This is a genomic window from Gemmatimonas sp. UBA7669 (assembly GCF_002483225.1).
Taxonomy (GTDB): domain Bacteria; phylum Gemmatimonadota; class Gemmatimonadetes; order Gemmatimonadales; family Gemmatimonadaceae; genus Gemmatimonas.
Map to the genome: position 1 here is coordinate 14,559 of NZ_DLHL01000030.1, position 22,066 is coordinate 36,624.

Genomic DNA, 22,066 nt, shown 5'->3' on the forward strand with positions numbered 1-22,066 from the left:
AGTCTAAGCAACCAGCGGAGCGACAACGAATGCCTCAGCGCCCGCTCTCCAACGTGATGGCCTCGATGTTATCACCCTCTTCCCAGTCGAGCAGGTTGTATGGATCCACGCCACAGCGGGCGGGCTTGCCGTTCACGACGACGGTGATGCGCTGCGTGCCGGCGCGAAGTCGATGACGGCCGAAGTACAAGCGTTTGCCGAGGACCTGACCGGGGGCTGCCTCAGCAAATACGGCGAGCTCCACCCACTCGCCGATCGGTACCTCGGTTTCCTTGCCGGACGTATCCACCCGCACCTTGCGCGCACTCACGTCGAGCGTGACTTCCCACTGTCTGTTTGCGAGGGGTCTGGCGTTGGCGGCCTTGGTGTCGAAGTGCCAGAACGTGGTGGTTTCGAACAGGTCGTGCAGCAGCGAGTGCAGGGAATCTGGCACCGCCGTTTGCAACTCGTGGTAAAGATCCCGTGTGGTGGCCACTGTGCGCCGGCTGCCGCCAGTCGCTGCTCCACGGTGCCGTGCGATCAGTCGCTGCAGCGCGGTGTTCACCGCCGTCTCCCCGGCATACTCACTGAGCGCATAGAACGCGAACGGCCCGCGCCGGTAGCCGGCATAGGGATCAATGGCGCGCAGCAGCGGCAGCCCCGTGCGCATGGGCGGCCAGGGTGACGGCTCACGCATGGTCAGCATGAACTGCCGCAGTGCCTCCTGCCCCTTCTCCTGCCTGATGACACGCATGGCGGAGTACCAGGCCAGACTCTCCGACAGCAGAATGGCCCCCTCCGCGAACGCGGGTGTGAGCATGCCTCCCCACCACTGATGCGCCACCTCGTGCGCCGCAATCTCGAAACTGCCGTCGATACCACCCACTGGCGCGTTGAAGAGTGTAGCGCCCTCAAGCACCGTCACCACGCCACTGCCATCGACCCCCATCCCCATTCCCGGCGCCGGCTGCTCGACAAACTGCAGGAAGCGGTACGGATAGGGGGCAAACTGCGTGGAAAAGTATTCGAGTGTCGCGCGCGCCGAGGCGGTCAGCCTGTCCACCTGCTGGGTGTGCGCCGGGTGATGGAAGACACTGATGTCCACGTCACGCCAGCGACTCGTGGCGGTTGCGTAGCGCGCAGAGAAAATCTGATGGAGGCCGCCGATGGGCTCTTCACTGACATAGTGAAACCAGCGCCGTCCCTTCTCGATCCACGTGCGCTGCAGAATACCCGGGGCCACCACCACCTGATCTGTGTCCGTGCTCACCATGGCTTCGAAGCGGCCCGCGTCACCAGCCAACATGCTGGGGTGCACATCGTCGGGAGTGGGGAGCGTGACCTTGCGCGGCAAGCCGGCGGCCCGGCGATCGTCCGGTGACATCAACTCACGCAGCGGTTGGTAGCCCAGCGAAGGCAGCAAAGCGCTGGTGATGTGTGTGCCGTTTGCTGCAATGGCGTTTACCGCGCCCGTATGACGGAATCCACTTGGCGTGGCACGCACTTGGAACGACAACGTCAGCGTATCGCCCGGCGCGAGCGGCGTGGCCAGCACATGCACCTCGTGGCCAAGCGCCGGCGCGGAATCAATGCGCTGGACGGTTCGGCTCAGCTGCAGCGTGGTGCGCACACCGAAGGCCCGTTCGATGTGCAGTTCCCGGATCGGCTCCGAGTGACGATTGCGCAACACATAGGTGCCACGCACGGTGGCTCGCCGGGCCGAGGGTTCGAGATCGGCCTCGAGTCGGGTCGACACAATGCTGGGTTGCGGCTCGTTGGCGTGCGCGCCGAAGCGCCGCTCGTACTCAGCCGCGAGTGCCGCCTGCGCATCGCTGTTGCGATAGACGTGCAGCACGTTGGTGTTGTAGAAAATGAACGCCCCGCTTCCCGCCACGCCGACGCCGCCCAGTGCCGTCAGGCCGAGCGTGCCTCGGCGAAAACGGACCCGAGCCTGCAGCAGGCGAGTCTTGATGGCGGTCTCCCGTCCACGTGGCCAGAGCAGGGTCGTGCCGACGAGCAGTAGCATGGCCCAGGCGGTCCAGTACACATGGAACCATGACCACGGGCCCAGTGATGCGCCGAAGCCGCGCAGGTCGGTGTAGCTCCAAGGTGGGCTGCTGGCATAGCGCAGCAGCGGATGCTCGACGCCAAAACGTGGAGCAAGCAGCAGGAACACATAACACACGACGGCCAGCAGGTGTCCGCCGTACTTCTGGTTCACCAACGTATGTACGGCAAAGGCAAGGGCGGCCAGCAGGAGATAGTCCAGAAACTGCAGACCGAACAGCACAAACGTGAACAGCCCGAGTTCGTGGCGTGCGTAGCCGAGTCGGACCTGGGTGAACAGACCGATAGCCATCGTCGTGGCGAGCACCAGCAGAATCACGAGCGCAAGCCCAGTGAACTTCCCCGCCAACGGAACCCATGGTGGCACAGCGACGGTGTCGTGTGCATCGGCGAGGCGCGCGTCCCGCTCACGCCACAGCAACTCGCCGGCGAAGTACAGAATGAGCAGCGGTACGAGCAGCCAGAAGTTCTCCGGCTTGAGCGTGGCGCCGGTGAGGTACTTGGACAGCAGGTAGCCGGTGCGTGGAAGAATGGGCACGTCGAGCACGCGGAGCTGGACGGTCACCACCAGCAGCAGGAATGCAGGGAACACGGTCAGCAGAAACAGGCCAGCCGGGCTGCGCATGAGGGACACCGCGGACATCGAGGCGATGCGGCGCAGCTGCAGCCAGCGTGTACTGACGCCGGAGCCGCGAGTTGCGATTGGCACCTGTTGGGTGTGGCTATCAGCGGATGCCGCACGCTGAACCGCGGGGATGTGTGCACGCGCGTCCGTGTACTGCGTTGTTTGCCGCGTGCGCGCGTTGAACCACCGGCTTTTCACCTGATATGGCGTGCGATACGCGAACCGGAAGCGTGTGTACACCAGGGCCCACACCATGGCGGCAATGCCAAGCCACACGAGACGATTGTACAGCGCCGCGCCCTCGAGAGTGAAAGCGCGGGTGTACTTCTCGGCGATGGTCCATTCGAGCAGCAGAGAGTTCCAGATGGCAATGAATCCCATCGGGTCGGTCAGCCTGCCGATGGTGGGCAGGCCAAGTGGCATGGCCACAAATCCGCTCACCGGTACCGCCAGAAAGAGCAGCACGAAGCTGGCAAACCAACTGGCCATGGGACGCCCACTCCAGAGTGCCACGGCAAACTGCATGGTGGTGCCAACCAGGGCGTTGGGCAGCGCGACATAGGCAAAGGCCGCGGCATAGGTTCCGAGGCGGAGCGGCGCGACAATTTCCGGCGCGACGCCGGGAATGAGTACCGCGGCCACCGCGCCGGCTTGCGTGCCGAGCAGCACGAAGGCGTTCAGGCACACCGCGGCCAGCCATCGTCCCGCCAGGTGCTCCGCCTTGCCGACCGGACTGGTGAACAGCAACTGATCCATGCGTGTCTGCACGTCACGCGCGGCCGCTTCACCTGCAATCGGTGCGGCCACCAGCAACCAGAGGAGGCTGGTGATAACGGTGGCGGCAGTGACCACGAACGGCGCATTGATACTGAAGTCCTTCACCAGCGTGACGGGCACAACGCCATCGCGCGAGAAGAGAAAGGTGAAGACGAACAGGGCTGCAAACCCAAGCCATGGCCAGGGGCGACGAAGCTGATACGCCAGCTCGAAGCGGAAGGTCTGCCAGGTCTTCATTCCGGCACCACTGACCGGGCGCCGATGTGTCCGGCCATCGTGCAGAAGTACACGTCCTCGAGATCGGGCTCGGTAGGCTCAAAGCCGGCACCCGGCTGCTCGTGACTGTGGACATGCACAACGAGACGGCCACCAAACAACTTGGTGGAGATGACATGGTGCATCTGTTCGATGGCGCTGAGCTCACTGCGTTGCACGACACGGCGCCAGATGCGCCCGCGCAGATGCTGCATGGCCGTGAGGGGTGCGTCCTCGAGCAGAATCTCGCCATGATCGATGATGGCCATTTGTGTGCACAGTTCGCTCACATCTTCGACGATATGCGTGGACAGCAGAATCACACTGCGCTCTCCCAGCTCGGCCAGCAAATTCAAGAATCGTACCCGCTCGGCCGGATCGAGTCCCGCCGTGGGTTCATCGACAATGAGCAGCTCCGGGTTGCCCAGCAGCGCCACAGCAACACCGAAGCGTTGGCGCATGCCGCCGGAGTAGCCACCGAGCTTCTGCTTGCGCACGTCCCAGAGATTGACGCGTCTGAGCAGCGCCTCGACCACGTCGCGTCGCTCGCCCCGTGCGCTCATGCCTTCAAGGACCGCGAAATGGTCGAGCAGCGCCTCGGCGCTCACCTGCGGATACACGCCGAATTCCTGCGGGAGGTAGCCGAGTCGCTGGCGAATGGCGTCCGGGTCACGTCGCAGATCGATGTCGCCCAGATGCACGCTGCCGGTATCCGGTAATTGCAGCGTGGCCAGAATGCGCATGAGCGTGGACTTGCCCGCGCCGTTGGGTCCGAGGAGGCCGAACATGCCCGGTTCGATCCGGAGGGACACGTCGCGGAGGGCGTGCACGCCGTTGGCGTAGGTCTTGGAGACGTGTTCGATGCGGAGGGTCATGGCTACGGTGCGAAGGGATGCCTAAAAGTACTTTGCAGCAAAAAGTACGAGTAGCCCTCAGCCAGGTTTCAACCTCCATTGGGACCGCATTCCGGCAGACTCAAAGAAAAGGTGCTATTGTCTAGGGGTCCCGACGCTGGGACAAACCGCAGAGCCCGCCGCTTAGACGTGTAGATAAGGGCCCAGACGGAACAGTCGTTCGTCTCAGAACGTTCGCCGCGCGTATCAGCCGCGCCGCACGACCTCAGCGTTCCTCCCGGCATCGGCCGGTGTTCCATATCCCACAATCCAGGAGACACGCTCATGCACCACTCGTGGCGCTCACTTGTGGCGCTCGCGGGGCTGTTGGCCATCGGCACCACGTCAGTCCCGGCCCAACAGACCACCACCGGCGCTCTGAACGTCCGCGTCAATGATGCGGCCAATCAGCGGCCGATCGAAGCGGCCCGGGTCTTTCTGGTTGGTACGAACTTCGGTGGACAGACCACGCCTGAAGGCCGATTGCTGCTCCGTGCCCTGGTGCCCGGCACTTATACGGTCCGTGTCCTGCGGGTGGGGTATACCGAACAGTCCCGCCCCGTCACGATCGTGGCCGGGCGAACAGAGGAGCTGACCGTCAGCCTGACGGCGGCGGCCGTGAACCTCGCCGCTGTCGTGACCACCGCCACGGGTGAGCAGCGGCGCATTGAAATTGGCAATGCCACCGCCAACATCGATGTCGCCAAGGTCACCGAAGCGGCGCCGGTGGGCAACATGAATGACTTGCTCAACTCCCGCGCACCCGGTGTGACTGTCACGAGTGGAACGCAGGCCGGCACCGGCGCCCGCATCCGTGTGCGCGGCATGAACTCGGTAAGTCTTAACAACGAGCCAATCTGGATCATCGACGGCATCCGGATGACCAGCAACAACGCGAGTTTCTCCACCCCCACGGGCAATGGCGCCGGCGGGAACACCGGCGGCAACAATCCGAGCCGTGTCGGTGATCTCAATCCGGAAGAGATTGAGAGCATCGAAATCGTGAAAGGCCCGTCGGCGGCCACGCTCTATGGAACCGATGCCGCCAACGGCGTGATTCTCGTGACCACCAAGAAGGGCCGGGCTGGCGCGGCGCGATGGAGCACGTACGCGGAGCAAGGCACGGTCTACGATCGCAACTGGTATCCGACGGCCTATTCGCTCTGGGGCAAGCGTCCCGGTGAAACGGTGTCGTCGCGCAGCTTCTGCAACCTGCAGCGTGTCGGACGCGGCGAATGTGCGCCCGACTCGACGAGCGCACTCAACATCTTCGAGGAACCGGACCTCACTCCGCTCGGTCGCGGCAATCGCCGGCAGATCGGCGTTCAGGTGTCCGGTGGAACCGAGAGCGTCCGCTACTTCGTCTCTGCGGAAGACGAGAACGAGGTGGGCGTGCTGCAACTGCCCGACTTCGAGCGGGCGCGCCTCCAGGCGGAGGGCACGCCCATTCGGCCGTGGACGGAACGCCCCAACAGCATGGGGCGCCGGTCGTTGCGATCCAACCTGAACGCCACGCTCTCGCCGAAGCTTGATCTCGGCATGGCCACAAACTTCATCAACATTGGCCAGCGGTATTCGCTCGAGTCGAACTCCACCGCCGGTCTCGGATCGCACGTGTTCGGTGGTCCCGGTACGCGCGACAACGGCAACGTGTCAGGCCTGGGCACTCCGCTCAATGGCTACCGCGGATGGACGCCTGGGTACATGTGGCAGGAGAAGACCGGTCAGGAAGTGAACCGCTTCATCTGGTCAGGTCAGGCCAACTTCCGTCCGACCAGCTGGTTGAGCACTCGCGCCACGGTGGGCAACGACTGGACCAACCGGAATGACGAGAATCTGCTGCTGCGCGGTGAGGGTCCGCCGCTGACGGCCACCACGCGCCTCGGATCGCGCGGCCTCGGGCGCGTGAACATCAACAACTTCACCGTGGATTTTGGCTCCACGGCGCAGTACAACGCCCTCGGTTTCTCCAACAAGACCACCGTGGGCGCGCAGTACATCGCGTTCAAGCTCACCAGCTCATCCACCGGCTCGGAACAGCTCGCGCCTGGTTCTCAGAGTGTCGGATCCGGCACGCAGCTGTCCGTGGGTGAAGGAACCACCGTCCAGAAGACCTTCGGGGCATTCATCGAGCAGGCGTTGGCCTGGCGTGATCGACTCTTCCTGACCGCGGCCGTACGCAGCGATCAGAACTCGGCTTTCGGATCGAACTTTCAGAGCATCGTCTACCCGAAGGCCTCGGCATCGTACCTGATTTCCGAGGAGAACTGGTGGAGGGCGCCCTCGTGGGTGAACACCATGCGTCTGCGCTATGCTTACGGCCAGTCGGGTGTCCAGCCGGGGCCCAATGACGCGTTACGGTTCTACTCCGCCAACATCACCAGCATCAACAATGCCGATCAGCCCACCATCATCCAGGCGGCCCTGGGCAACGAAGATCTCAAGCCCGAGCGTTCCGCCGAGCATGAAATGGGCTTCGAGAGTCAGCTGCTCGACTCCCGCCTCAGCCTCGATGTCACCTACTACAGCAAGATCACCACGGACGCACTCATCAGCGCCGTGCTTCCGCCCTCCTTCGGCTCGGTGACGTCGCAGCTGCGCAACCTCGGCTCGGTGAAGAACGCGGGACTCGAGGTTGCCGTCAACGCCCAGCTCGTACAGCGCAACGCATTCGGATGGGATGTGAACATTGCCACCTCGGCCAATGACAACAAGGTAGTCTCCCTTGGGGACACGCCACCGCAAATCGGAACCACCACGCGGACCATCGCCGGGTATCCCATCGGTGGCTACTGGGCGCGTCCCATCACCGGCTGGGAAGACAAGAACGGCGATGGACTGCTCACCTACTGGACGGACGCAGCGCGCAATGAAGTCTTCGTCGGTGACTCGGCCATCTTCCGCGGCTACGCGACGCCGCGCTACATGACCACGCTTATCAACGGTTTCGACTTCCTGAATCGCAAGCTGCGCGTGCAGACCATGTGGGACTGGCGCAGTGGCGGACGCTGGTACAACAACACGGAGCGCATCCGCTGCACGCGGCCGAACTGCAGCGGTCGCAACAACCTGAATGCCTCCTTCGAGGATCAGGCCATGAACATCGCGGCCAACGAGCACGAGGCGCGGACGCTGGATGGCTACCTGCAGACGGGTGCCTTCGTGCGTCTGCGCGAAGCGTCCGCGCAGTTCACTTTCACGGATGACTGGGCGCGGCGTCTGGTGCGTGGGCGATCGCTGTCACTGGTCCTGACGGCCCGCAACCTGCGCCTCTGGACCAATTATCGCGGGTCTGATCCGGAATCGGGCTTCAATACCACCAACGGGACGGACGCGCCCAGCGAGTTCCAGACCGTCGCACCGCCTAGCTATTTCATCATGCGCGTCAACATCGGCTTCTGAGGAGACCCGAGCCATGACATCGATTCGACTGCAGGGCCGGCGTCTCGGGAAGCGCGTCGCCGGCGCGTGCGCTGCACTCCTCCTCCCGCTGCTTGCCTGCTCCGACGCCAACGATCGGCTCCTTGGCGTGACCGATCCGGACATCATCAACCCGACCGACATCGTGAACGCCGACGGCGCCATTGCGCTGGGGAATGGCGCCATCGCCACCTTCCGCAGCATCACGGGTGGCGGCGAAAGCACCTGGTTGTTCGGCGGGCTGCTGGCCGACGAATGGTCCACCAGTTCGACGTTCATTCAGAACGACGAAACGGATCAGCGCTTCATTCAGGAGTTCAACTCCTCGGTCACTGGCATGCTCCGGGATTTGTACCGCGTGCGCACAAGGACTAACGAAGCGATCGCTTCGCTTCGGGAGTACAGTCCCAACTCGACGGCGCTGATCGGCGAGATGTATCTGGCGCGCGGATTTGCCGAGATGCAGCTCGCGCTGGACTTCTGCAACGGCATCCCCATCAACAATCTCGGCAGCCCCGAGCCCAGCAACGAAACACCGAAAACCAACCAGCAGGTCTTTCAGTACGCGGCCGCCTCGCTTGACAGCGCCATCGCTACCGCCACGGGCACTGACGCCACCTCGGTGCAGGTGAATCGGGCCGCACGCGTGGCTCGCGGCCGCGTGGCGCTGGCACTCGGTGCGTTCACGGAAGCGGCGGGCTTCGTGACGGGTATCCCCAGCAGCTTCGCGTACCAGCACACCTTCTCTCTCACCACCAGCAACAACACCATCTGGGGTCAGGGGCTGAGTGCCCGACGGTACAGCGTCGGCGACAGTGTGGAAGGCAACGCACGAAACATCCGGGTGACAAACGCGCTGCCCTTTGCCTCCGCTGGAGATCCGCGTTTGCCGGTGACTATCCGCACCTCGGGGGCGATTAACGGCCAGGATGGCCAGACGTATGCACGGACCACCACGATGTGGCAGCAGTTGACGCCGGTAGACGTGGCCAATGGCATCGACGCGCGCATGATCGAAGCCGAAGTCGCGCTGCGGGCGGGCAACGTGACGCAGTGGCTGGGCATCCACAACGCGCTGCGTGCCGCACCGCCCAAGCTGGGGGAAATTCAACCGGCCGCCATGCCAGCCCTCGTTGATCCGGGGAGCGAGGCGGCGCGAGTGTCGCTCCACTTCCGGGAGAAGGCGTTCTGGACCTTCAGTCGTGGCCAGAGACTCGGGGATATGCGACGACTGATTCGTCAATACGGCCGGACGGAAGCCACGGTCTTCCCGCAGGGCGTGCACTACAAGGGCGGCAACTACGGTACTGACGTCAACCTCCCGGTCGTGCAGGCGGAGCGAAACAACCCCAACTTCACAGGCTGCATCGACCGCAATCCGTAATCAGCTGCGCGGGTCCGCCGGCCGCCGCTGCATGAGTTGCTCCGCCCCCGTCGCTCCGGACCTTCCGGAGCGACGGGGGCGTGGCATTTTCCATTGATCGAGCGTCGGCGCTCGTGTCGCCGGACCGGGCCGGTGCTGCCGACGGGAACCCTGATGACGCAATGTGACCACCATGCACCGCTCGCCAGCGCCGGCTGTCGATTGACCGCCCGCTCGGCCGACTACCCGGTAACCGGCACGCACTCGGCGCGCCGGCTTCCTGCACCGGGAGCTTCCATGAATCTGCTTCGCCTGCGGCACTCACTCGCCGCCATTGCCGTGGTCTTCGTAACGGCCACATCGCTTGCCGCACAGTCGCCGCGTCCCATGTCCCCGCTGTCGGCACCTGGCAACGAACAACTCTACACCGTGCTGATCTACGAACGATCTGGCGATCTCGCCCAGCGCACGGACCCCCGGCAGGCCGATGCCTACTGGGGCAGTTACGATCGTTACGCGGCGCTGCTGGCCGAAAAGGGTGTACTGCGCGGCGGCTCGGCGCTCGACGAAACGGTGCAAAGCACCGTGCGTGGCAAAGGCTCGGCAGATCGCGCGGTCAGCGGCGCGCGACTCGGTGGCTACTTCGTGATTGCTGCGGCTTCGCTGGCGGAAGCCGAGCGGCTGGCACGTCTCGCACCGCCCGCCGCCGTGGCAGTTGAGCTGCGTCCGCACCGCGACAACCCGCATATGGCGACCGCACCCACCCGTTGACCGTCGGCTGCACTCGCTTCGTCCGCTGTCCATTGACGTCGGGTCAGGGCAGCCACACCCTCCATTACGGAATCTCATCCCATGCAATACGCCATCATCGTGTACGAAACCGCCGCTGACCTCGCGTCGCGTGAAGATCCGGCCCGTGCGCCGGCCTACTGGGCCGCGTACACGGCTTACTCGCAGGCGCTTGTTGAAGCGGGCGTTGCGCGGGTCGCCGCCGGTCTCGAAGTGCCCGCCGTTGCGACCACCGTACGCTTGCGGGGCGCACAGCGTATGGTGCAGGACGGGCCCTTTGTCGAGACCAAGGAAATGTTGGGCGGCTTCTTCCTCATTGAGGTGCCCGACCTGGATGCGGCGCTCGAGTGGGCGGCGCGTTGTCCATCGGCGGCAACGGGCTCTGTGGAAGTGCGCCCGCTGCTGCCACCACCGCCGCTGCCGGCGTGAGTCAGTACACCGACGGCGCCTCGCGCGCGGTAGAGTGGGCCGCGCGCAGCGCCTACGGTCGACTTGTCGCGACGCTCGTGTCGCGTACGCGGGATCTGCAGGCGGCAGAGGACGCGCTGGGTGATGCATTCGCTGCCGCCCTGCAGCAATGGCCGCAGTCCGGTGTGCCTGCACATCCGGACGCCTGGCTGTTGTCGGTGGCGCGTCGCCGGCTGCTGGATGGACGGCGGCATCAAGCCGTGCGCGAACGTGTGCAGCCCGATCTCGAGCATGCGGCGTCGCTGTTGCAGGATGTCTCCGACGTTGAGACGGCAACGTTGCCGGATCGCCGGGCTGCGCTGCTCTTTGCCTGCGCGCATCCCGCCATCGACGCGGCCATGCATGCGCCGATCATGCTGCAGGCCGTGCTCGGTCTCGAGGCCGAGCAGGTCGCGGCGGCGTTTCTGGTCAAGCCGGCCACCATGGCGCAGCGTCTGGTGCGTACCAAGCGAAAGCTGCGTGACGCCGGCATTCCGTTTGCACTCCCCGAACCGCAGGACCTCGCGTCGCGTGTTGCCTCGGTGCTGGACGCCATCTATGCGGCGTTTGGTACGGCGTGGGATGCGGTGGCTGGTGGCGACACCCACCACGCATCACTGGCCGACGAAGCGATCTGGCTCGCCCGTGTGGTGGTGGACGCGCTGCCGCAGCACGCCGAGTCGCTGGGCTTGCTGAGTCTGATGCGATTCAGCGCCGCACGGACCGGGGCGCGGGCTCCAGCCGACGGTCGGTATGTGCCGCTTGATGCACAGGATCCCACGGCGTGGGACCGGGCGGCCATTGCAGAAGCGGAGCAGTTGCTCGAACGCGCGGCTGCGCTGCGCGCGCCCGGGCGATACCAGACCGAAGCCGCCATTCAATCGTTGCACGTAGCACGGCGACGCGGACTTGAGGTCCCGCACGGCGCACTGCTCCAATTGTACGACGCGCTGTGGCACTATGCGCCGACGATCGGCGTGCTGGTGAACCGTGCGGTCGCAGTGGCCAACACGCTGGGCACGACGCAGGCCCTGACGATGCTTGATGAGGTGCCCGACGAGGTGCGAGCCAGCTACCAGCCCTGGTGGGCGCTGCGCGCGCATCTCCTCGCGGGGCTTGGGCAGCAGCATGAGGCGCAACGCGCCTACGATCGCGCCATTGGGCTCACGGTCAGTGCAGGCGCCCGCGAGTTCCTCTTGATGCGACGGCGTGACGTGAGCGCATCATCCACCCTGTGACTGAGGTTTGTGTGACCCGATCTGATATGCCCTGGCGCCAGTTGCTGTGGGTGGACTGCCTGGCTGGCGCAACTGCCGGCACACTAATGCTGACGCTGCATCGCGTCCTCGCGTCCTGGTACGGTGTGCCTGTCGGGCTGCTGCTTGGCATGGGCGCGGTCAACCTCGTCTACGCCAGGTGCTCCTGGTGGCTGGCACGTCGCTCGCCGCGCCCGCGTCGCCTGGTGGCGGCGATGGCGATTGCCAACATGGCCTGGGCCCCGGTATGCCTTGTGCTTGCGTGGAGCGTGCGTGAGACGGCGACGGCGCTGGGTTTCGGCAGCCTCGGTTTCGAGGCCTGCTTTGTTGGCGCGCTAGGCTGGCTCGAGTGGCGCTACCGGGAGCTGCTCAGCACGCCGACGTCGGACGCGCCCCCATCGGCAACTCAGGTGCCACCAAACCACTCGTAGCCCTTGTCGCTCCAGTATCCGCCGTTCGGCGACGGCATGAGGGTGATGCGTGTCAGGTACTTGGTGTTCTTGTAGCCCAACTTGATGGGTGAGTGCACGCGGGCCGGTGCGCCATACTCGGCTGACAGCGGTGCGCCGTCCTTGCCGAGTACGACCAGCGTCTGCGGATGCATGACGCTCTCCATGTCCCAGCTTTCGTGGTAGCCGCTGTCGAACGACGCGAAGTCCACGTAGGCCGCGTCGCGCGTAGGCTGCGCCATGCGCAGCAGACTCGCCAGCGGGACGCCCTGAAACTCCACGGCGGCGTTCCACCCCTCCACGCAATAGTGCTGCACGCGCTGCGCACGTGTGGAAAGACGCATCAGATCGGGCAGGGCAAGACGGAGCGGTCGACGCACGGCACCGTTCACCTCGAGCGTCCATTGGCCCATCGTACCGGCGTCCCAGCGCGGCATCTGCGGGGACACAAAGTACGACGGGAAGGCGCGACCGGCAGTGCGCAGTCCGACCGGCACACGATCCACTGCATCCGACTGTGCAAGCAACCACCGCTCGAAACGTTCGTTCTGTTTGCCTACGGCCTTGAGCAAACGGCGCATGCCGGGAGTGCCTTGGGCATCGCAGGCCGCAAGCATGGGCGCCACGGCGCCAACGCCCAGCAGATGCAGAAACCCGCGGCGACTGACGGCGCCGCGTTCTCGCAGCCGTTCGGACGTCTCGACAACCGCATCCTCGACATGACGCCGAAGGGCGCGCGCGGCCAATGCGTCTTGCGGAGTGGTCATGTCACCTTCCTCGGAAACCAACGGGAGAAGGGTCGGGCATTGCGAGCCTCCGGTGACCAACGCTCGGCATCGTACTTGCCCGTTGTCATCGCGCGGAGGGCGTAGGGGTCAACGGTCAGGACCATGACAACGTGCACTACGACGAGCGCGCCGAGCGCGAGCATGGCAGAGAAGTGCCACCACCTTGCCAGGGCATAGCCGCCGAGCAGTCGTGTGAGCCATCCGAGCGTGACCGGCTTCCAGATGGCCAATCCACTCAGCACCAAGACCGCACCACACAGCAGCATGCTGGTGTAGGCCACCTGCTGCAACGCGTTGTGCTTGCCCTGAATGGGATGATCGCGTCGGAGGTACAGGTAGTAGCGCGCCATCTCCAATGCATCACGCCACACGTTCACACGCGGCACGATGGTGCGCCACCGTCCCCGGTGATACAGGTGCACCAAGTAGACGAGCGCGTTCAGCACCAGCACCCACATCATGGCAAAGTGCCAGTGTCGCGCGCCGCCCAACCAGCCGCCCAAGGTGAGCCAGACTGGAGCCGGCGTGCCTTCCCAGGGCCACCAGGCAAAGGCCGGAAGGCCTTTGGGAGCGAAGGCTGGATATGCATTGAAAATGCGGAGCCCGGAGGCGGCCATGACCAGCACCGCCACGGCGCTGACCCAGTGGGTCAGGCGGGCAATCGGATGATGCCGGGCAGTGCCGGCAGACGGCGTCGACATGCCGCTACGTAGACGCAACCGCCAACGTGGGTTCCCGCAGCCTGCGGCGACGCCTGTGAGGAACTCCTCGGCCGGGTGCCGTCTAGTTCACGCGACCGGCAACCGGCCGGACATCCAGGCACTCACCTCTTGCGCGATCCGATCATGGCCTTGCCGTCTGTATCCGAACTGCTGGTCGCGCAGCCACTCGTCGCCTATCCGGTGGTGTTCGCCGGCGGCGTGCTCACCAGCCTCACGCCCTGCATCTATCCCATGATTCCCATCACCGTGGCGGTCGTGGGTGGACAGGGCGCGACAGGAGTCGGTGGTGATGGCACGGCCCGCAATCGTCGCCGAACCCTGGCGCTCACGGCGGCTTATGTACTCGGGCTGTCCATGGCGTATGCCGCCCTCGGGTTGTTGGCGGGCCTCACCGGATCACTGTTCGGGTCGGTGAGCACAAACAATTGGTTGTTGCTGGGCATGGCCAATCTGCTGTTGCTGTTCGCGTTCATGATGCTCGACGTCCTGCCCGTGCCGTTGCCGCAGAAGTTGCTGCAACGCGCAGCCGGCATGGATACAGGCGGACGGGTTGCTGGCGCGTTTGGCATGGGTGCCGCGTCAGGATTGGTGGCCGCACCCTGTGGTGCTCCGGTCATGGCAACGCTGCTGACCTGGGTAGCCGCCACCAACAGCGCATGGCGTGGCTTCAGCTACCTGTTCGTGTTCTCGCTCGGCATGTGCAGTCTGCTCGTAGTCATTGGGCTGACGGCCGGAACGCTGTCGCGCCTGCCACGCGCCGGCGCCTGGATGCTGCGTGTCAGGCAGTTCTTCGCCCTCATCATGGTTGGCATGGCGCAGTACTATCTGCTGCAGGCCGGTCAGGTGTGGTTCTGATGTTTCCCCCGTTCCGAGGTACCGGACCATGACTCGTCGTTACACGCTCCGTTCGTTCGTCGGCCTGGCTGCCCTGTCGCTGGTCAGTCTTTCTCCGCTCTCGAGTGCAACCGCCCAGGATGGTGGCATTGCGGTTGGCAGCATGGCGCCTGCAGTGACGCCGTTGGAACAGCTCGACGGCAAGACGTTTGATTTGTCGGCTGTGGTTGGCAAGCGGCCCGTGGTCATGGAATTCTGGGCCACGTGGTGCCCCTTGTGCCGAAAGCTCGAGCCGGCGTTGCAACGCGCACGGGAGCAGTATGGCGACCGCGTGACGTTCGTCGGCATCGGCGTGCCGGACAACCAGTCGCCCGAGCGTCAGCGGACATACGTGGATGAACGCAAGATGTCGGGTACGTTTGTATTTGATCGTGAGCGCGTGGCGATGAAGGCATATCAGGTGCCGCACACGTCGTACGTGGTTGTGCTCGATGCCAGTGGCAAGGTGGTCTACACCGGTGTCGGCGGCGATCAGGACATCGACGCGGCTATCCGCCGCGCCATCCCTGCGCGGTAAGCGATGCTGGAGACACGATCATGAGTGCGTCGCGTCTCGGTAAGGATGCGGAACGTGACGCCGCGTTTGAGCGGGAGGCGCTGGCGTGTCTGCCAGACGTCGCCCGCTTTGCGCGCTCGCTCACTCGTGATCAAACCCAGGCCGAAGATCTGGTGCAGGAGACCTTCCTGCGCGCCTATGCCGGGTACCACACATTCCAGTCAGGATCCAACATCCGCCGATGGCTGTTCAGCATCTGCCATCACGCCTTTCTCCGCGTGGCGCAGCGTGAGCAACGCCTCGTGCTGACCGAAAAGGGAGAGGATGCCGAGCTCGAAGTACTGGCGGCCGTACATGATCACGCGGCTGCCCACCGGGCCGGTGTGGACCGCCTCATTCGCCACATTGATATTGGCCCGGCCATTCGGGCCGCCATCGACGACTTGCTGCCGGTGTACCGCTGTACCGTGCTGCTGGTTGATGTCGATGGCATGACCTACGAGGAAGCCGCCGAGGTACTCGGCGTGCCAACGGGCACGGTGCGTTCGCGGCTGTTCCGCGCTCGGCGTCTGCTGCAGCAGCGGCTTCTGGCCCACGCCCGCGATGCCGGCGTGGTAAGCGCCCCCTCCTCACCTTCAGCCGAAACCCAGCCATGACCACGTCACCTGCCGGGAGTGCTGTCAACGAAATCGGCTGCCGGGCCACGGTCCTCCGACTGTGGGACTACCTGGATAACGCGCTGGCCGACTCGCAGCGCCTCGAGGTGGACCGGCATCTGCGTGACTGCTCAGCCTGCGCGGAGCATTTCGGTTTCGCGCGCGCCTTCCTCGATGCCTTGCCGGCCTCATGGCCCATGCCGACCGACACCGACCCCCTGCGCCGCCGGGTCGTGGAGCGTCTGCGCGAAGAGGGTTTCAGCCTCCCCTGACCGGAACCGCCAGAGCCTGACCGAAGTTGAGCTGGACAGCATGTTGGGTGCATGTCCCAGCTCCTGACCATCACCGATCGCGGTCTCTACTGCGAGGCGGGTGACTTCTTCATCGACCCGTGGCGGCCCGTTCCCCGCGCGGTGGTCACGCACGCACATGGTGATCACCTCACCTGGGGCTGCGAGCGCTATCTCGTGTCCCGTGAGGGCGAAGCCGTCACTCGCGAGCGCCTGGGCCAGTGGGCACGGGGGGCGGAGTCGCGACCCTATGGTCAATCCACGACCATCAACGGGGTGACCGTTTCGCTGCATCCGGCCGGACACATTCTGGGTTCGGCGCAGGTGCGCGTAGAGCATCGCGGAGAGGTGTGGGTCGTTTCGGGTGACTACAAGACCGACCCGGATCCGACCTGCACGCCGTGGGAGCCGGTGCGCTGTCACACGTTCATTACCGAAAGCACCTTCGGCCTGCCCATCTATCGCTGGTCATCGCAGGCGCAGGTGTTCGCGGACATCAATGCCTGGTGGGCGGCCAATGCGGCGGAGCACCGCGTGTCGCTGCTCTGTGGCTACGCCCTGGGCAAGGCGCAGCGTATGCTGGCCGGTCTCGATCCAACGATTGGCCCCATTCTGCTGCATGGCGCGGTCGATCGCATGACGACGCTGTACCGTGCCGCCGGCGTGGCCCTGCCAGCCACGCGGCATGCCACCGAGGCCACCGCCGATGCGGCAACGCGGGCGCTGGCCACACAGGGCGCGCTGCTCATTGCTCCGCCGAGTGTGATCGGCACCACCTGGCTTCGCCGATTCGGTGAGCTGCGAACGGCCTTTGCGAGTGGCTGGATGCGTGTGCGCGGCGCGCGGCGGCGACGGGGCGTGGATGCGGGGTTCACGCTGTCCGACCATGTCGACTGGCCGCAGCTGCTGGCGGCCATTGACGCCACGGGCGCGGAGCAGGTTTGGGTCACGCATGGCTTCACCGATCAGGTGGTGCGGTGGTTGCGCGAGCACGGGCGCGACGCACATGTGCTGCCGACGCACTGGGGCGATAGCGAGCAGGAAGAACGCGGCGATGCGGAATGAAGGCCTTCGCTGCCCTTTTTGATGCCATCGACGCCACCACCGCGACCAACGAGAAGGTGGCGGCACTTGTCGCCTACTTTCGGGTGGCAACGCCCGCCGATGCCGCCTGGGCTGCTGCGCTGCTGCTTGGACGTCGCCCCAAACGCCTCGTCAAAGCGGGTGATCTGCGGACGTGGGGCGCGGAGGCGGCGGCCGTCCCGTCGTGGCTGTTTGAGGAGTGTTACGCGCAGGCAGGCGATCTGGCGGAAACCATCGCCCTGCTGGTCACGGACGATCCTCTCACTACCGCCGATCATCGATCTCGGCATGCTGAGGCCACCGACTCGCTGGCCTGGTGGATTGAGTCACGGCTCCTTCCGTTGGCCGCCATGCCGGTGGACGCGCAGCGTGAAGTGCTGCACGAGGCGTGGCGCACTCTGAATGGCAGCGCGCGATTTGTATTCAACAAGCTGCTCACCGGCGGCTTTCGAGTTGGCGTTTCCGACGGCCTCGTCGTCCGCGCCCTCGCGCAGATCAGCGGACTTTCGCCCGACACGGTGCAGCACCGCCTGATGGGACAGTGGGAACCCTCTGCAGCATGGTACGCCGGACTTCTCCAGCCCGAGGATGCCGCTGAGCGATGGAGTCGGCCCTATCCGTTCTTCCTCGCGCATCCGCTGACTGGCGAGCCTGATGCCCTCGGCGCCGTGCAGGATTGGCAAGTCGAATGGAAGTGGGACGGCATTCGCTGCCAGCTGGTCAAGCGCCACGGCCGTGTGCTCCTGTGGAGTCGTGGCGAGGAACTGCTGGCGGGCCGATTCCCTGAAGTGGAGGCCAGTGCCACCTGGATACCGGATGGCACGGTGCTCGACGGTGAATTGCTGGCCTGGCGAGATGGCGTGCCCATGCCGTTCACGGCTCTGCAGCGCCGCATCAATCGCAAGACGGTTGGCCGTGCGCTGTTGCGTGACGTCCCCTGTCACTTGCTGGTGTACGACTGTCTCGAATCGGACGGCCAGGATGTACGCAACGCCGCATTGCACACCCGTCGTGACCTGGCTGAGGCAGTGGTGATGGCCCTGCCGTCCGGTGCCAGCATTGGATTGTCGCCTGCGGTCGCTGTGCACAGCTGGCAGGACGTGACGAGTGTCCGTGATGCGTCGCGGGCGCAGCAGGCCGAGGGCCTCATGCTCAAGCGCAGTGCGTCCGCGTACGGTGTGGGCCGCAAGGTGGGCGACTGGTGGAAGTGGAAAGTCGAGCCGTTTCGTGTTGACGCGGTACTCGTGTACGCGCAAGCTGGCCACGGCCGCCGCGCGGGGCTCTACACCGACTACACCTTCGCGATATGGGACGGTGGTACGCTGGTGCCCTTCGCCAAGGCCTACAGCGGTCTCAGCGACAGTGAAATCCGCGAAGTGGATCGCTTCATCCGCGCCAATACGCTGGAAAAGTTCGGACCGGTGCGCACGGTGCAGCCCGCGCTGGTGTTCGAGCTCGCGTTCGAGGGCATTCAACGCAGCCCCCGCCACAAGAGCGGCATCGCAGTGCGCTTTCCGCGCATCGCCCGGTGGCGGCGCGACAAGACCGCGGCCGATGCGGACCGTCTGGACACCGTGCGCGCACTGATCTCCGCATGATACACGGCGGACTGGTTGAGGAATGGTTTGCCCGTCGCGAGTGGACGCCCTTCGACTTCCAGCGTGAGGTGTGGGACGCCTACGGACGTGGCGAGTCCGGTCTCATTCACGCCGCGACGGGCACCGGCAAGACCTATGCAGCCTTCCTTGGCGCCGTTGCCGAAGCGCTCCGGGAATTCCGCGACGCACGTACAACCGCGCGCAAGCCGCGCCGCCGCGCGGAGGCGGCGCCCCTTCGTGTGCTGTGGCTCACGCCACTGCGCGCACTGGCCGCCGACACCGAGCAGGCCTTGCGGCTGCCGGTTGAGGAGCTCGGCATGCCGTGGACCGTGGAGTCCCGCACTGGCGATACATCCAGCGCGCTACGCGCGAGGCAACGCGAGCGACTCCCCACCGTGTTGGTCACCACGCCCGAGTCGTTGTCACTGCTGCTCTGCCGCGAGGACCACGCGACGCTGTTCGCCGACTTGCGCTGCGTGGTGGTGGATGAGTGGCACGAACTGCTCTCCACCAAGCGTGGCGTACAGGTGGAGCTTGGGTTGGCCCGGCTTCGTGCACTGTGTCCCGCACTTCGCACCTGGGGCGTCTCAGCCACGCTGGGCAATCTGGGCGACGCGGCGGACACGCTGCTCGGTACTGACCGCGACGGCGCGCCGCGTCCACGCCGCCTCGTGCGTGGCGTCGTGCCCAAGACCGTGGAAGTCGAGGCCCTGCTGCCCGAGACCATGGATCGCTTTCCGTGGGCCGGTCATTTGAACACCAAGCTGCTACCGGAGGTCATGCGACGGCTGGAGGCCGCATCAAGCGCCATTGTGTTCACCAATACCCGCTCGCAGTGCGAGATCTGGTTTCAAAGTCTCATCGCTGCCAACCCGGACTGGTTTGCCTTTGCGGCGCTGCATCACGGGTCACTGTCCCGGGCACAGCGTGAAGATGTCGAAGACGGCCTCCGCACCGGACGATACCGCGTGGTGGTGGCTACGAGTTCGCTGGATCTTGGAGTGGACTTCGCGCCGGTGGATCTGGTCATGCAGATTGGCAGTCCCAAGGGCGTGGCGCGACTGCTGCAACGCGCCGGTCGCTCGGGTCATGGACCCGGTCGGGTCTCACGCATCGTCTGTGTGCCAACCCACGCCTTCGAACTGGTGGAGGTGGCAGCGGCACGGGCCGCCATTGAGGCGGGGAGCATCGAAAGCCGCGATCCGCTTGACCGACCGCTCGACTTGCTGGCCCAGCATCTGGTGACACTCGCACTGGGCGGTGGCTTCACGCGCGACGCGGTGCTGGCCGAGCTGCGGAGCACACGGGCCTATCGACTGCTCACCGAAGAGGAGCTCGACTGGGTGCTCGAGTTCGTGACCCATGGTGGGACCGCGCTCCGGGCCTATCCGGAGTACGCCAAGGTGCAGTGTGTGGATGGTGTCTATCGCGTGACGGATCGGCGCGTGGCACAACGTCATCTGCTCAACATCGGTACCATTGTGAGTGACCACGCCATTGCCGTGCAGTACTTGTCGGGACGTCGCCTGGGCACGATCGAGGAGTCCTTTGTGGCGCGCCTGACACCCGGTGACAAGTTCTTCTTTGCCGGTACGGCCTTGGAGTTTGTGCGCATGCGCGATCTCACGGCCTGGGTGCGCAAGGCCAAGGGGCACGTGGGCGCGGTGCCGCGCTGGATGGGCGCCCGTATGCCGCTCAGCACCGAGCTGGCCGCCGCGGTGCGCGCGTCGCTGGAGCAGGCGCGCAACGGCGTGTTTGACACGCCAGAGATGGAGGCGGTGCGTCCGGTGCTGGAGATGCAAGCCCAGCGCAGTGCCATTCCGCGTCCGGACGAGTTGCTCATTGAACGCACGGAAACGCGCGATGGGCATCATCTATTTGTCTATCCCTTCGAGGGACGACTCGTGCATGAGGGCCTGGCTGCGCTTTGGGCCTACCGGCTGGCGCAGTTCACGCCCCTGTCATTCTCATTCAGTTGCAACGACTACGGCTTTGAGCTGCTCAGTCCCGACCCGGCGCCACTCGCGGAAGCCTTGGAGCACGGGCTGCTGTCCACCGCGCACTTGCTGCACGACGTGACCAATGCCCTCAACGCCGCGGAATTGGCGCGCCGACAGTTTCGCGAGGTGGCGCGCGTGGCGGGCTTGGTGTTCTCGGGATTTCCGGGCCAGAACAAGAGTGCCCGACACCTGCAGGCCTCGAGTTCACTGCTGTACGACGTGTTTGTGAACCACGATCCCGGCAACCTGCTTGTGGCACAGGCGCGACGTGAGGTACTGGAGCGCCAACTGGAGGCCAGCCGTCTTGGGCGGGTGCTCGCACGTCTGGCCGAGAGCGCGGTGCGTGTCGTTGACGTAGAGCGCCCTACGCCGCTGGCGTTTCCGCTCATGATTGACATGACCCGCGCGAAGCTGAGTACCGAAAAGCTGGCCGATCGGGTGCGGCGCATGACCGTGGCAGCGGAGAAGCCGACGCGCTCCGGTATGGCCAGTGTGTTCCGGCTTGGTGGGGAGCGGCCGTGACGGGTGTGCCACCTGGTGCACTGACGCGAGAAGTCGCCGGCGCGACTGTGGTCATGCTGCCGCAGCGGGCGTTATGGTTGCCTGCGCACGACACCGTGCTGGTGGCCGATTTGCATTGGGGCAAGGCTGCGGCATTTCGCGCGGCGCATGTACCGGTGCCCGTCGGCACCACGTCCAGCGATCTGTCGCGACTGTCTGTTGTGCTCGAGTCCACCGGTGCGCGGCGGCTCGTGGTGCTGGGCGATCTGCTGCATGCACGCAGCGGTCGCCATCACGACACACTGGCCGCCATTGCGCAGTGGCGCGCTCGCCATGCGGCGGTACATATGCTGCTCGTACGCGGCAACCACGATCTGCAGGCTGGCGACCCTCCGCCCGAACTCGATATCGTGTGCACGAGTACGCCGTGGCGTGCCGGTCCATTCGTTGGTGTGCACGAACCGGAGCCTCACGATGCCGGCTATGTGTTGGCCGGCCACCTGCACCCGAACGTCACATTGCGGGGGCGTGGGCGGACGAGCGCGCGGCTGCCGGCGTTCGCGTTCGGACCGAGCGTGGGGCTGCTTCCGGCCTTTTCCAGCTTTACGGGTGGCGGCATGTACGAGCCGCAGCCCAACGACCATCTGTTCGCCATAGCCGATAACGAGGTGCTGGCTCTCTAGCCGCCGCCGCTCACGGGGCGGGCGAACGGAACCGG

General features: G+C 65.2%; 18 protein-coding genes. 14 read left to right on the plus strand and 4 right to left on the minus strand.

Going from position 1 to position 22,066, the window contains the following annotated elements:
* Positions 1 to 34: 34 nt before the first annotated feature.
* Both B2747_RS09005 and B2747_RS09010 read right to left on the minus strand, forming a co-directional pair.
* A complete protein-coding gene (locus B2747_RS09005) occupies positions 35 to 3,685 on the minus strand; it encodes an ABC transporter permease/M1 family aminopeptidase (protein ID WP_291159374.1) in 3,651 nt (1,216 codons plus the stop codon).
* Positions 3,682 to 4,578: an ABC transporter ATP-binding protein gene (locus tag B2747_RS09010; RefSeq protein ID WP_291159377.1), complete on the minus strand. Its 897-nt coding sequence runs from the start codon at positions 4,576 to 4,578 to the stop codon at positions 3,682 to 3,684. The genes B2747_RS09005 and B2747_RS09010 overlap by 4 nt, the downstream gene beginning before the upstream one ends.
* Positions 4,579 to 4,881: 303 nt before the next feature.
* Between B2747_RS09010 and B2747_RS09015 the strand changes: the two genes are divergently transcribed.
* The 6 genes from B2747_RS09015 (at position 4,882) to B2747_RS09040 (ending at position 12,302) form a co-directional block, all read left to right on the plus strand.
* Positions 4,882 to 7,998, plus strand: a complete 3,117-nt coding sequence (locus B2747_RS09015; RefSeq protein WP_291159379.1) for a SusC/RagA family TonB-linked outer membrane protein — start codon at positions 4,882 to 4,884, stop codon at positions 7,996 to 7,998.
* 13 nt (positions 7,999 to 8,011) lie between these two features.
* Entirely contained in the window at positions 8,012 to 9,400 is a 1,389-nt protein-coding gene (locus B2747_RS09020) for a hypothetical protein (protein WP_291159381.1), read from the plus strand.
* A 276-nt stretch (positions 9,401 to 9,676) separates the two neighbouring features.
* Positions 9,677 to 10,150: a YciI family protein gene (locus B2747_RS09025; RefSeq protein WP_291159382.1), complete on the plus strand. Its 474-nt coding sequence runs from the start codon at positions 9,677 to 9,679 to the stop codon at positions 10,148 to 10,150.
* Between the two features lie 81 nt (positions 10,151 to 10,231).
* Positions 10,232 to 10,597 carry a YciI family protein gene (locus B2747_RS09030; RefSeq protein ID WP_291159385.1) on the plus strand — a complete coding sequence of 122 codons (366 nt, stop codon included), beginning with the start codon at positions 10,232 to 10,234 and terminating at the stop codon, positions 10,595 to 10,597.
* The gene (locus tag B2747_RS09035) at positions 10,594 to 11,853 is read left to right on the plus strand and encodes an RNA polymerase sigma factor (RefSeq protein ID WP_291159388.1); all 1,260 of its coding nucleotides are present in this window, start codon (positions 10,594 to 10,596) and stop codon (positions 11,851 to 11,853) included. The genes B2747_RS09030 and B2747_RS09035 overlap by 4 nt, the downstream gene beginning before the upstream one ends.
* Positions 11,854 to 11,864: 11 nt before the next feature.
* Complete coding sequence (locus tag B2747_RS09040; RefSeq protein WP_291159390.1) at positions 11,865 to 12,302, plus strand: hypothetical protein; 438 nt, start codon at positions 11,865 to 11,867, stop codon at positions 12,300 to 12,302.
* On the opposite strand, the gene B2747_RS09045 is transcribed toward B2747_RS09040, so the two are convergent.
* Together B2747_RS09045 and B2747_RS09050 are read right to left on the minus strand one after the other, a co-directional pair.
* Entirely contained in the window at positions 12,278 to 13,087 is an 810-nt protein-coding gene (locus B2747_RS09045) for a molybdopterin-dependent oxidoreductase (protein ID WP_291159391.1), read from the minus strand. The two genes, B2747_RS09040 and B2747_RS09045, sit on opposite strands and share 25 nt — an antisense overlap.
* Positions 13,084 to 13,809, minus strand: a complete 726-nt coding sequence (locus B2747_RS09050) for a cytochrome b/b6 domain-containing protein (RefSeq protein WP_291159394.1) — start codon at positions 13,807 to 13,809, stop codon at positions 13,084 to 13,086. Before B2747_RS09050 ends, B2747_RS09045 begins: the two co-directional genes overlap by 4 nt.
* Positions 13,810 to 13,953: 144 nt before the next feature.
* Here B2747_RS09050 and B2747_RS09055 point away from each other — a divergent pair, with 144 nt between their 5' ends.
* From B2747_RS09055 to pdeM, 8 genes are read left to right on the plus strand one after another with little or no spacing between them, the layout of a single operon-like run.
* Positions 13,954 to 14,685 carry a cytochrome c biogenesis protein CcdA gene (locus B2747_RS09055; protein ID WP_291159397.1) on the plus strand — a complete coding sequence of 244 codons (732 nt, stop codon included), beginning with the start codon at positions 13,954 to 13,956 and terminating at the stop codon, positions 14,683 to 14,685.
* 28 nt (positions 14,686 to 14,713) lie between these two features.
* Positions 14,714 to 15,241, plus strand: a complete 528-nt coding sequence (locus B2747_RS09060) for a TlpA family protein disulfide reductase (protein WP_291159399.1) — start codon at positions 14,714 to 14,716, stop codon at positions 15,239 to 15,241.
* A 20-nt stretch (positions 15,242 to 15,261) separates the two neighbouring features.
* Positions 15,262 to 15,876: a sigma-70 family RNA polymerase sigma factor gene (locus B2747_RS09065; RefSeq protein WP_291159402.1), complete on the plus strand. Its 615-nt coding sequence runs from the start codon at positions 15,262 to 15,264 to the stop codon at positions 15,874 to 15,876.
* Complete coding sequence (locus B2747_RS09070) at positions 15,873 to 16,148, plus strand: zf-HC2 domain-containing protein (protein WP_291159404.1); 276 nt, start codon at positions 15,873 to 15,875, stop codon at positions 16,146 to 16,148. Before B2747_RS09065 ends, B2747_RS09070 begins: the two co-directional genes overlap by 4 nt.
* 51 nt (positions 16,149 to 16,199) lie before the next feature.
* Positions 16,200 to 17,231: a ligase-associated DNA damage response exonuclease gene (locus B2747_RS09075; RefSeq protein WP_291159407.1), complete on the plus strand. Its 1,032-nt coding sequence runs from the start codon at positions 16,200 to 16,202 to the stop codon at positions 17,229 to 17,231.
* Positions 17,228 to 18,847 (plus strand): ATP-dependent DNA ligase, encoded by a 1,620-nt coding sequence (locus B2747_RS09080; protein ID WP_291159410.1) that lies wholly within the window; start codon positions 17,228 to 17,230, stop codon positions 18,845 to 18,847. Before B2747_RS09075 ends, B2747_RS09080 begins: the two co-directional genes overlap by 4 nt.
* Positions 18,844 to 21,369, plus strand: coding sequence for a ligase-associated DNA damage response DEXH box helicase (locus tag B2747_RS09085; protein ID WP_291159412.1), 2,526 nt, complete (start codon positions 18,844 to 18,846; stop codon positions 21,367 to 21,369). Before B2747_RS09080 ends, B2747_RS09085 begins: the two co-directional genes overlap by 4 nt.
* The gene (pdeM, locus tag B2747_RS09090) at positions 21,366 to 22,031 is read left to right on the plus strand and encodes a ligase-associated DNA damage response endonuclease PdeM (RefSeq protein WP_291159415.1); all 666 of its coding nucleotides are present in this window, start codon (positions 21,366 to 21,368) and stop codon (positions 22,029 to 22,031) included. Before B2747_RS09085 ends, pdeM begins: the two co-directional genes overlap by 4 nt.
* Positions 22,032 to 22,066 lie beyond the last annotated feature (35 nt).

What these genes read in the sequence shown, in the direction of transcription:
- B2747_RS09065 (WP_291159402.1), top strand. Translation starts at nt 15,262, where the DNA reads ATGAGTGCGTCGCGTCTCGGTAAGGATGCGGAACGTGACGCCGCGTTT.
- B2747_RS09050 (WP_291159394.1), bottom strand. Translation starts at nt 13,809, where the DNA reads ATGTCGACGCCGTCTGCCGGCACTGCCCGGCATCATCCGATTGCCCGC.
- B2747_RS09070 (WP_291159404.1), top strand. Translation starts at nt 15,873, where the DNA reads ATGACCACGTCACCTGCCGGGAGTGCTGTCAACGAAATCGGCTGCCGG.
- B2747_RS09080 (WP_291159410.1), top strand. Translation starts at nt 17,228, where the DNA reads ATGAAGGCCTTCGCTGCCCTTTTTGATGCCATCGACGCCACCACCGCG.
- B2747_RS09005 (WP_291159374.1), bottom strand. Translation starts at nt 3,685, where the DNA reads ATGAAGACCTGGCAGACCTTCCGCTTCGAGCTGGCGTATCAGCTTCGT.
- B2747_RS09055 (WP_291159397.1), top strand. Translation starts at nt 13,954, where the DNA reads ATGGCCTTGCCGTCTGTATCCGAACTGCTGGTCGCGCAGCCACTCGTC.
- B2747_RS09010 (WP_291159377.1), bottom strand. Translation starts at nt 4,578, where the DNA reads ATGACCCTCCGCATCGAACACGTCTCCAAGACCTACGCCAACGGCGTG.
- B2747_RS09060 (WP_291159399.1), top strand. Translation starts at nt 14,714, where the DNA reads ATGACTCGTCGTTACACGCTCCGTTCGTTCGTCGGCCTGGCTGCCCTG.
- B2747_RS09075 (WP_291159407.1), top strand. Translation starts at nt 16,200, where the DNA reads ATGTCCCAGCTCCTGACCATCACCGATCGCGGTCTCTACTGCGAGGCG.
- B2747_RS09045 (WP_291159391.1), bottom strand. Translation starts at nt 13,087, where the DNA reads ATGACCACTCCGCAAGACGCATTGGCCGCGCGCGCCCTTCGGCGTCAT.
- B2747_RS09020 (WP_291159381.1), top strand. Translation starts at nt 8,012, where the DNA reads ATGACATCGATTCGACTGCAGGGCCGGCGTCTCGGGAAGCGCGTCGCC.
- B2747_RS09085 (WP_291159412.1), top strand. Translation starts at nt 18,844, where the DNA reads ATGATACACGGCGGACTGGTTGAGGAATGGTTTGCCCGTCGCGAGTGG.
- B2747_RS09025 (WP_291159382.1), top strand. Translation starts at nt 9,677, where the DNA reads ATGAATCTGCTTCGCCTGCGGCACTCACTCGCCGCCATTGCCGTGGTC.
- B2747_RS09015 (WP_291159379.1), top strand. Translation starts at nt 4,882, where the DNA reads ATGCACCACTCGTGGCGCTCACTTGTGGCGCTCGCGGGGCTGTTGGCC.
- B2747_RS09030 (WP_291159385.1), top strand. Translation starts at nt 10,232, where the DNA reads ATGCAATACGCCATCATCGTGTACGAAACCGCCGCTGACCTCGCGTCG.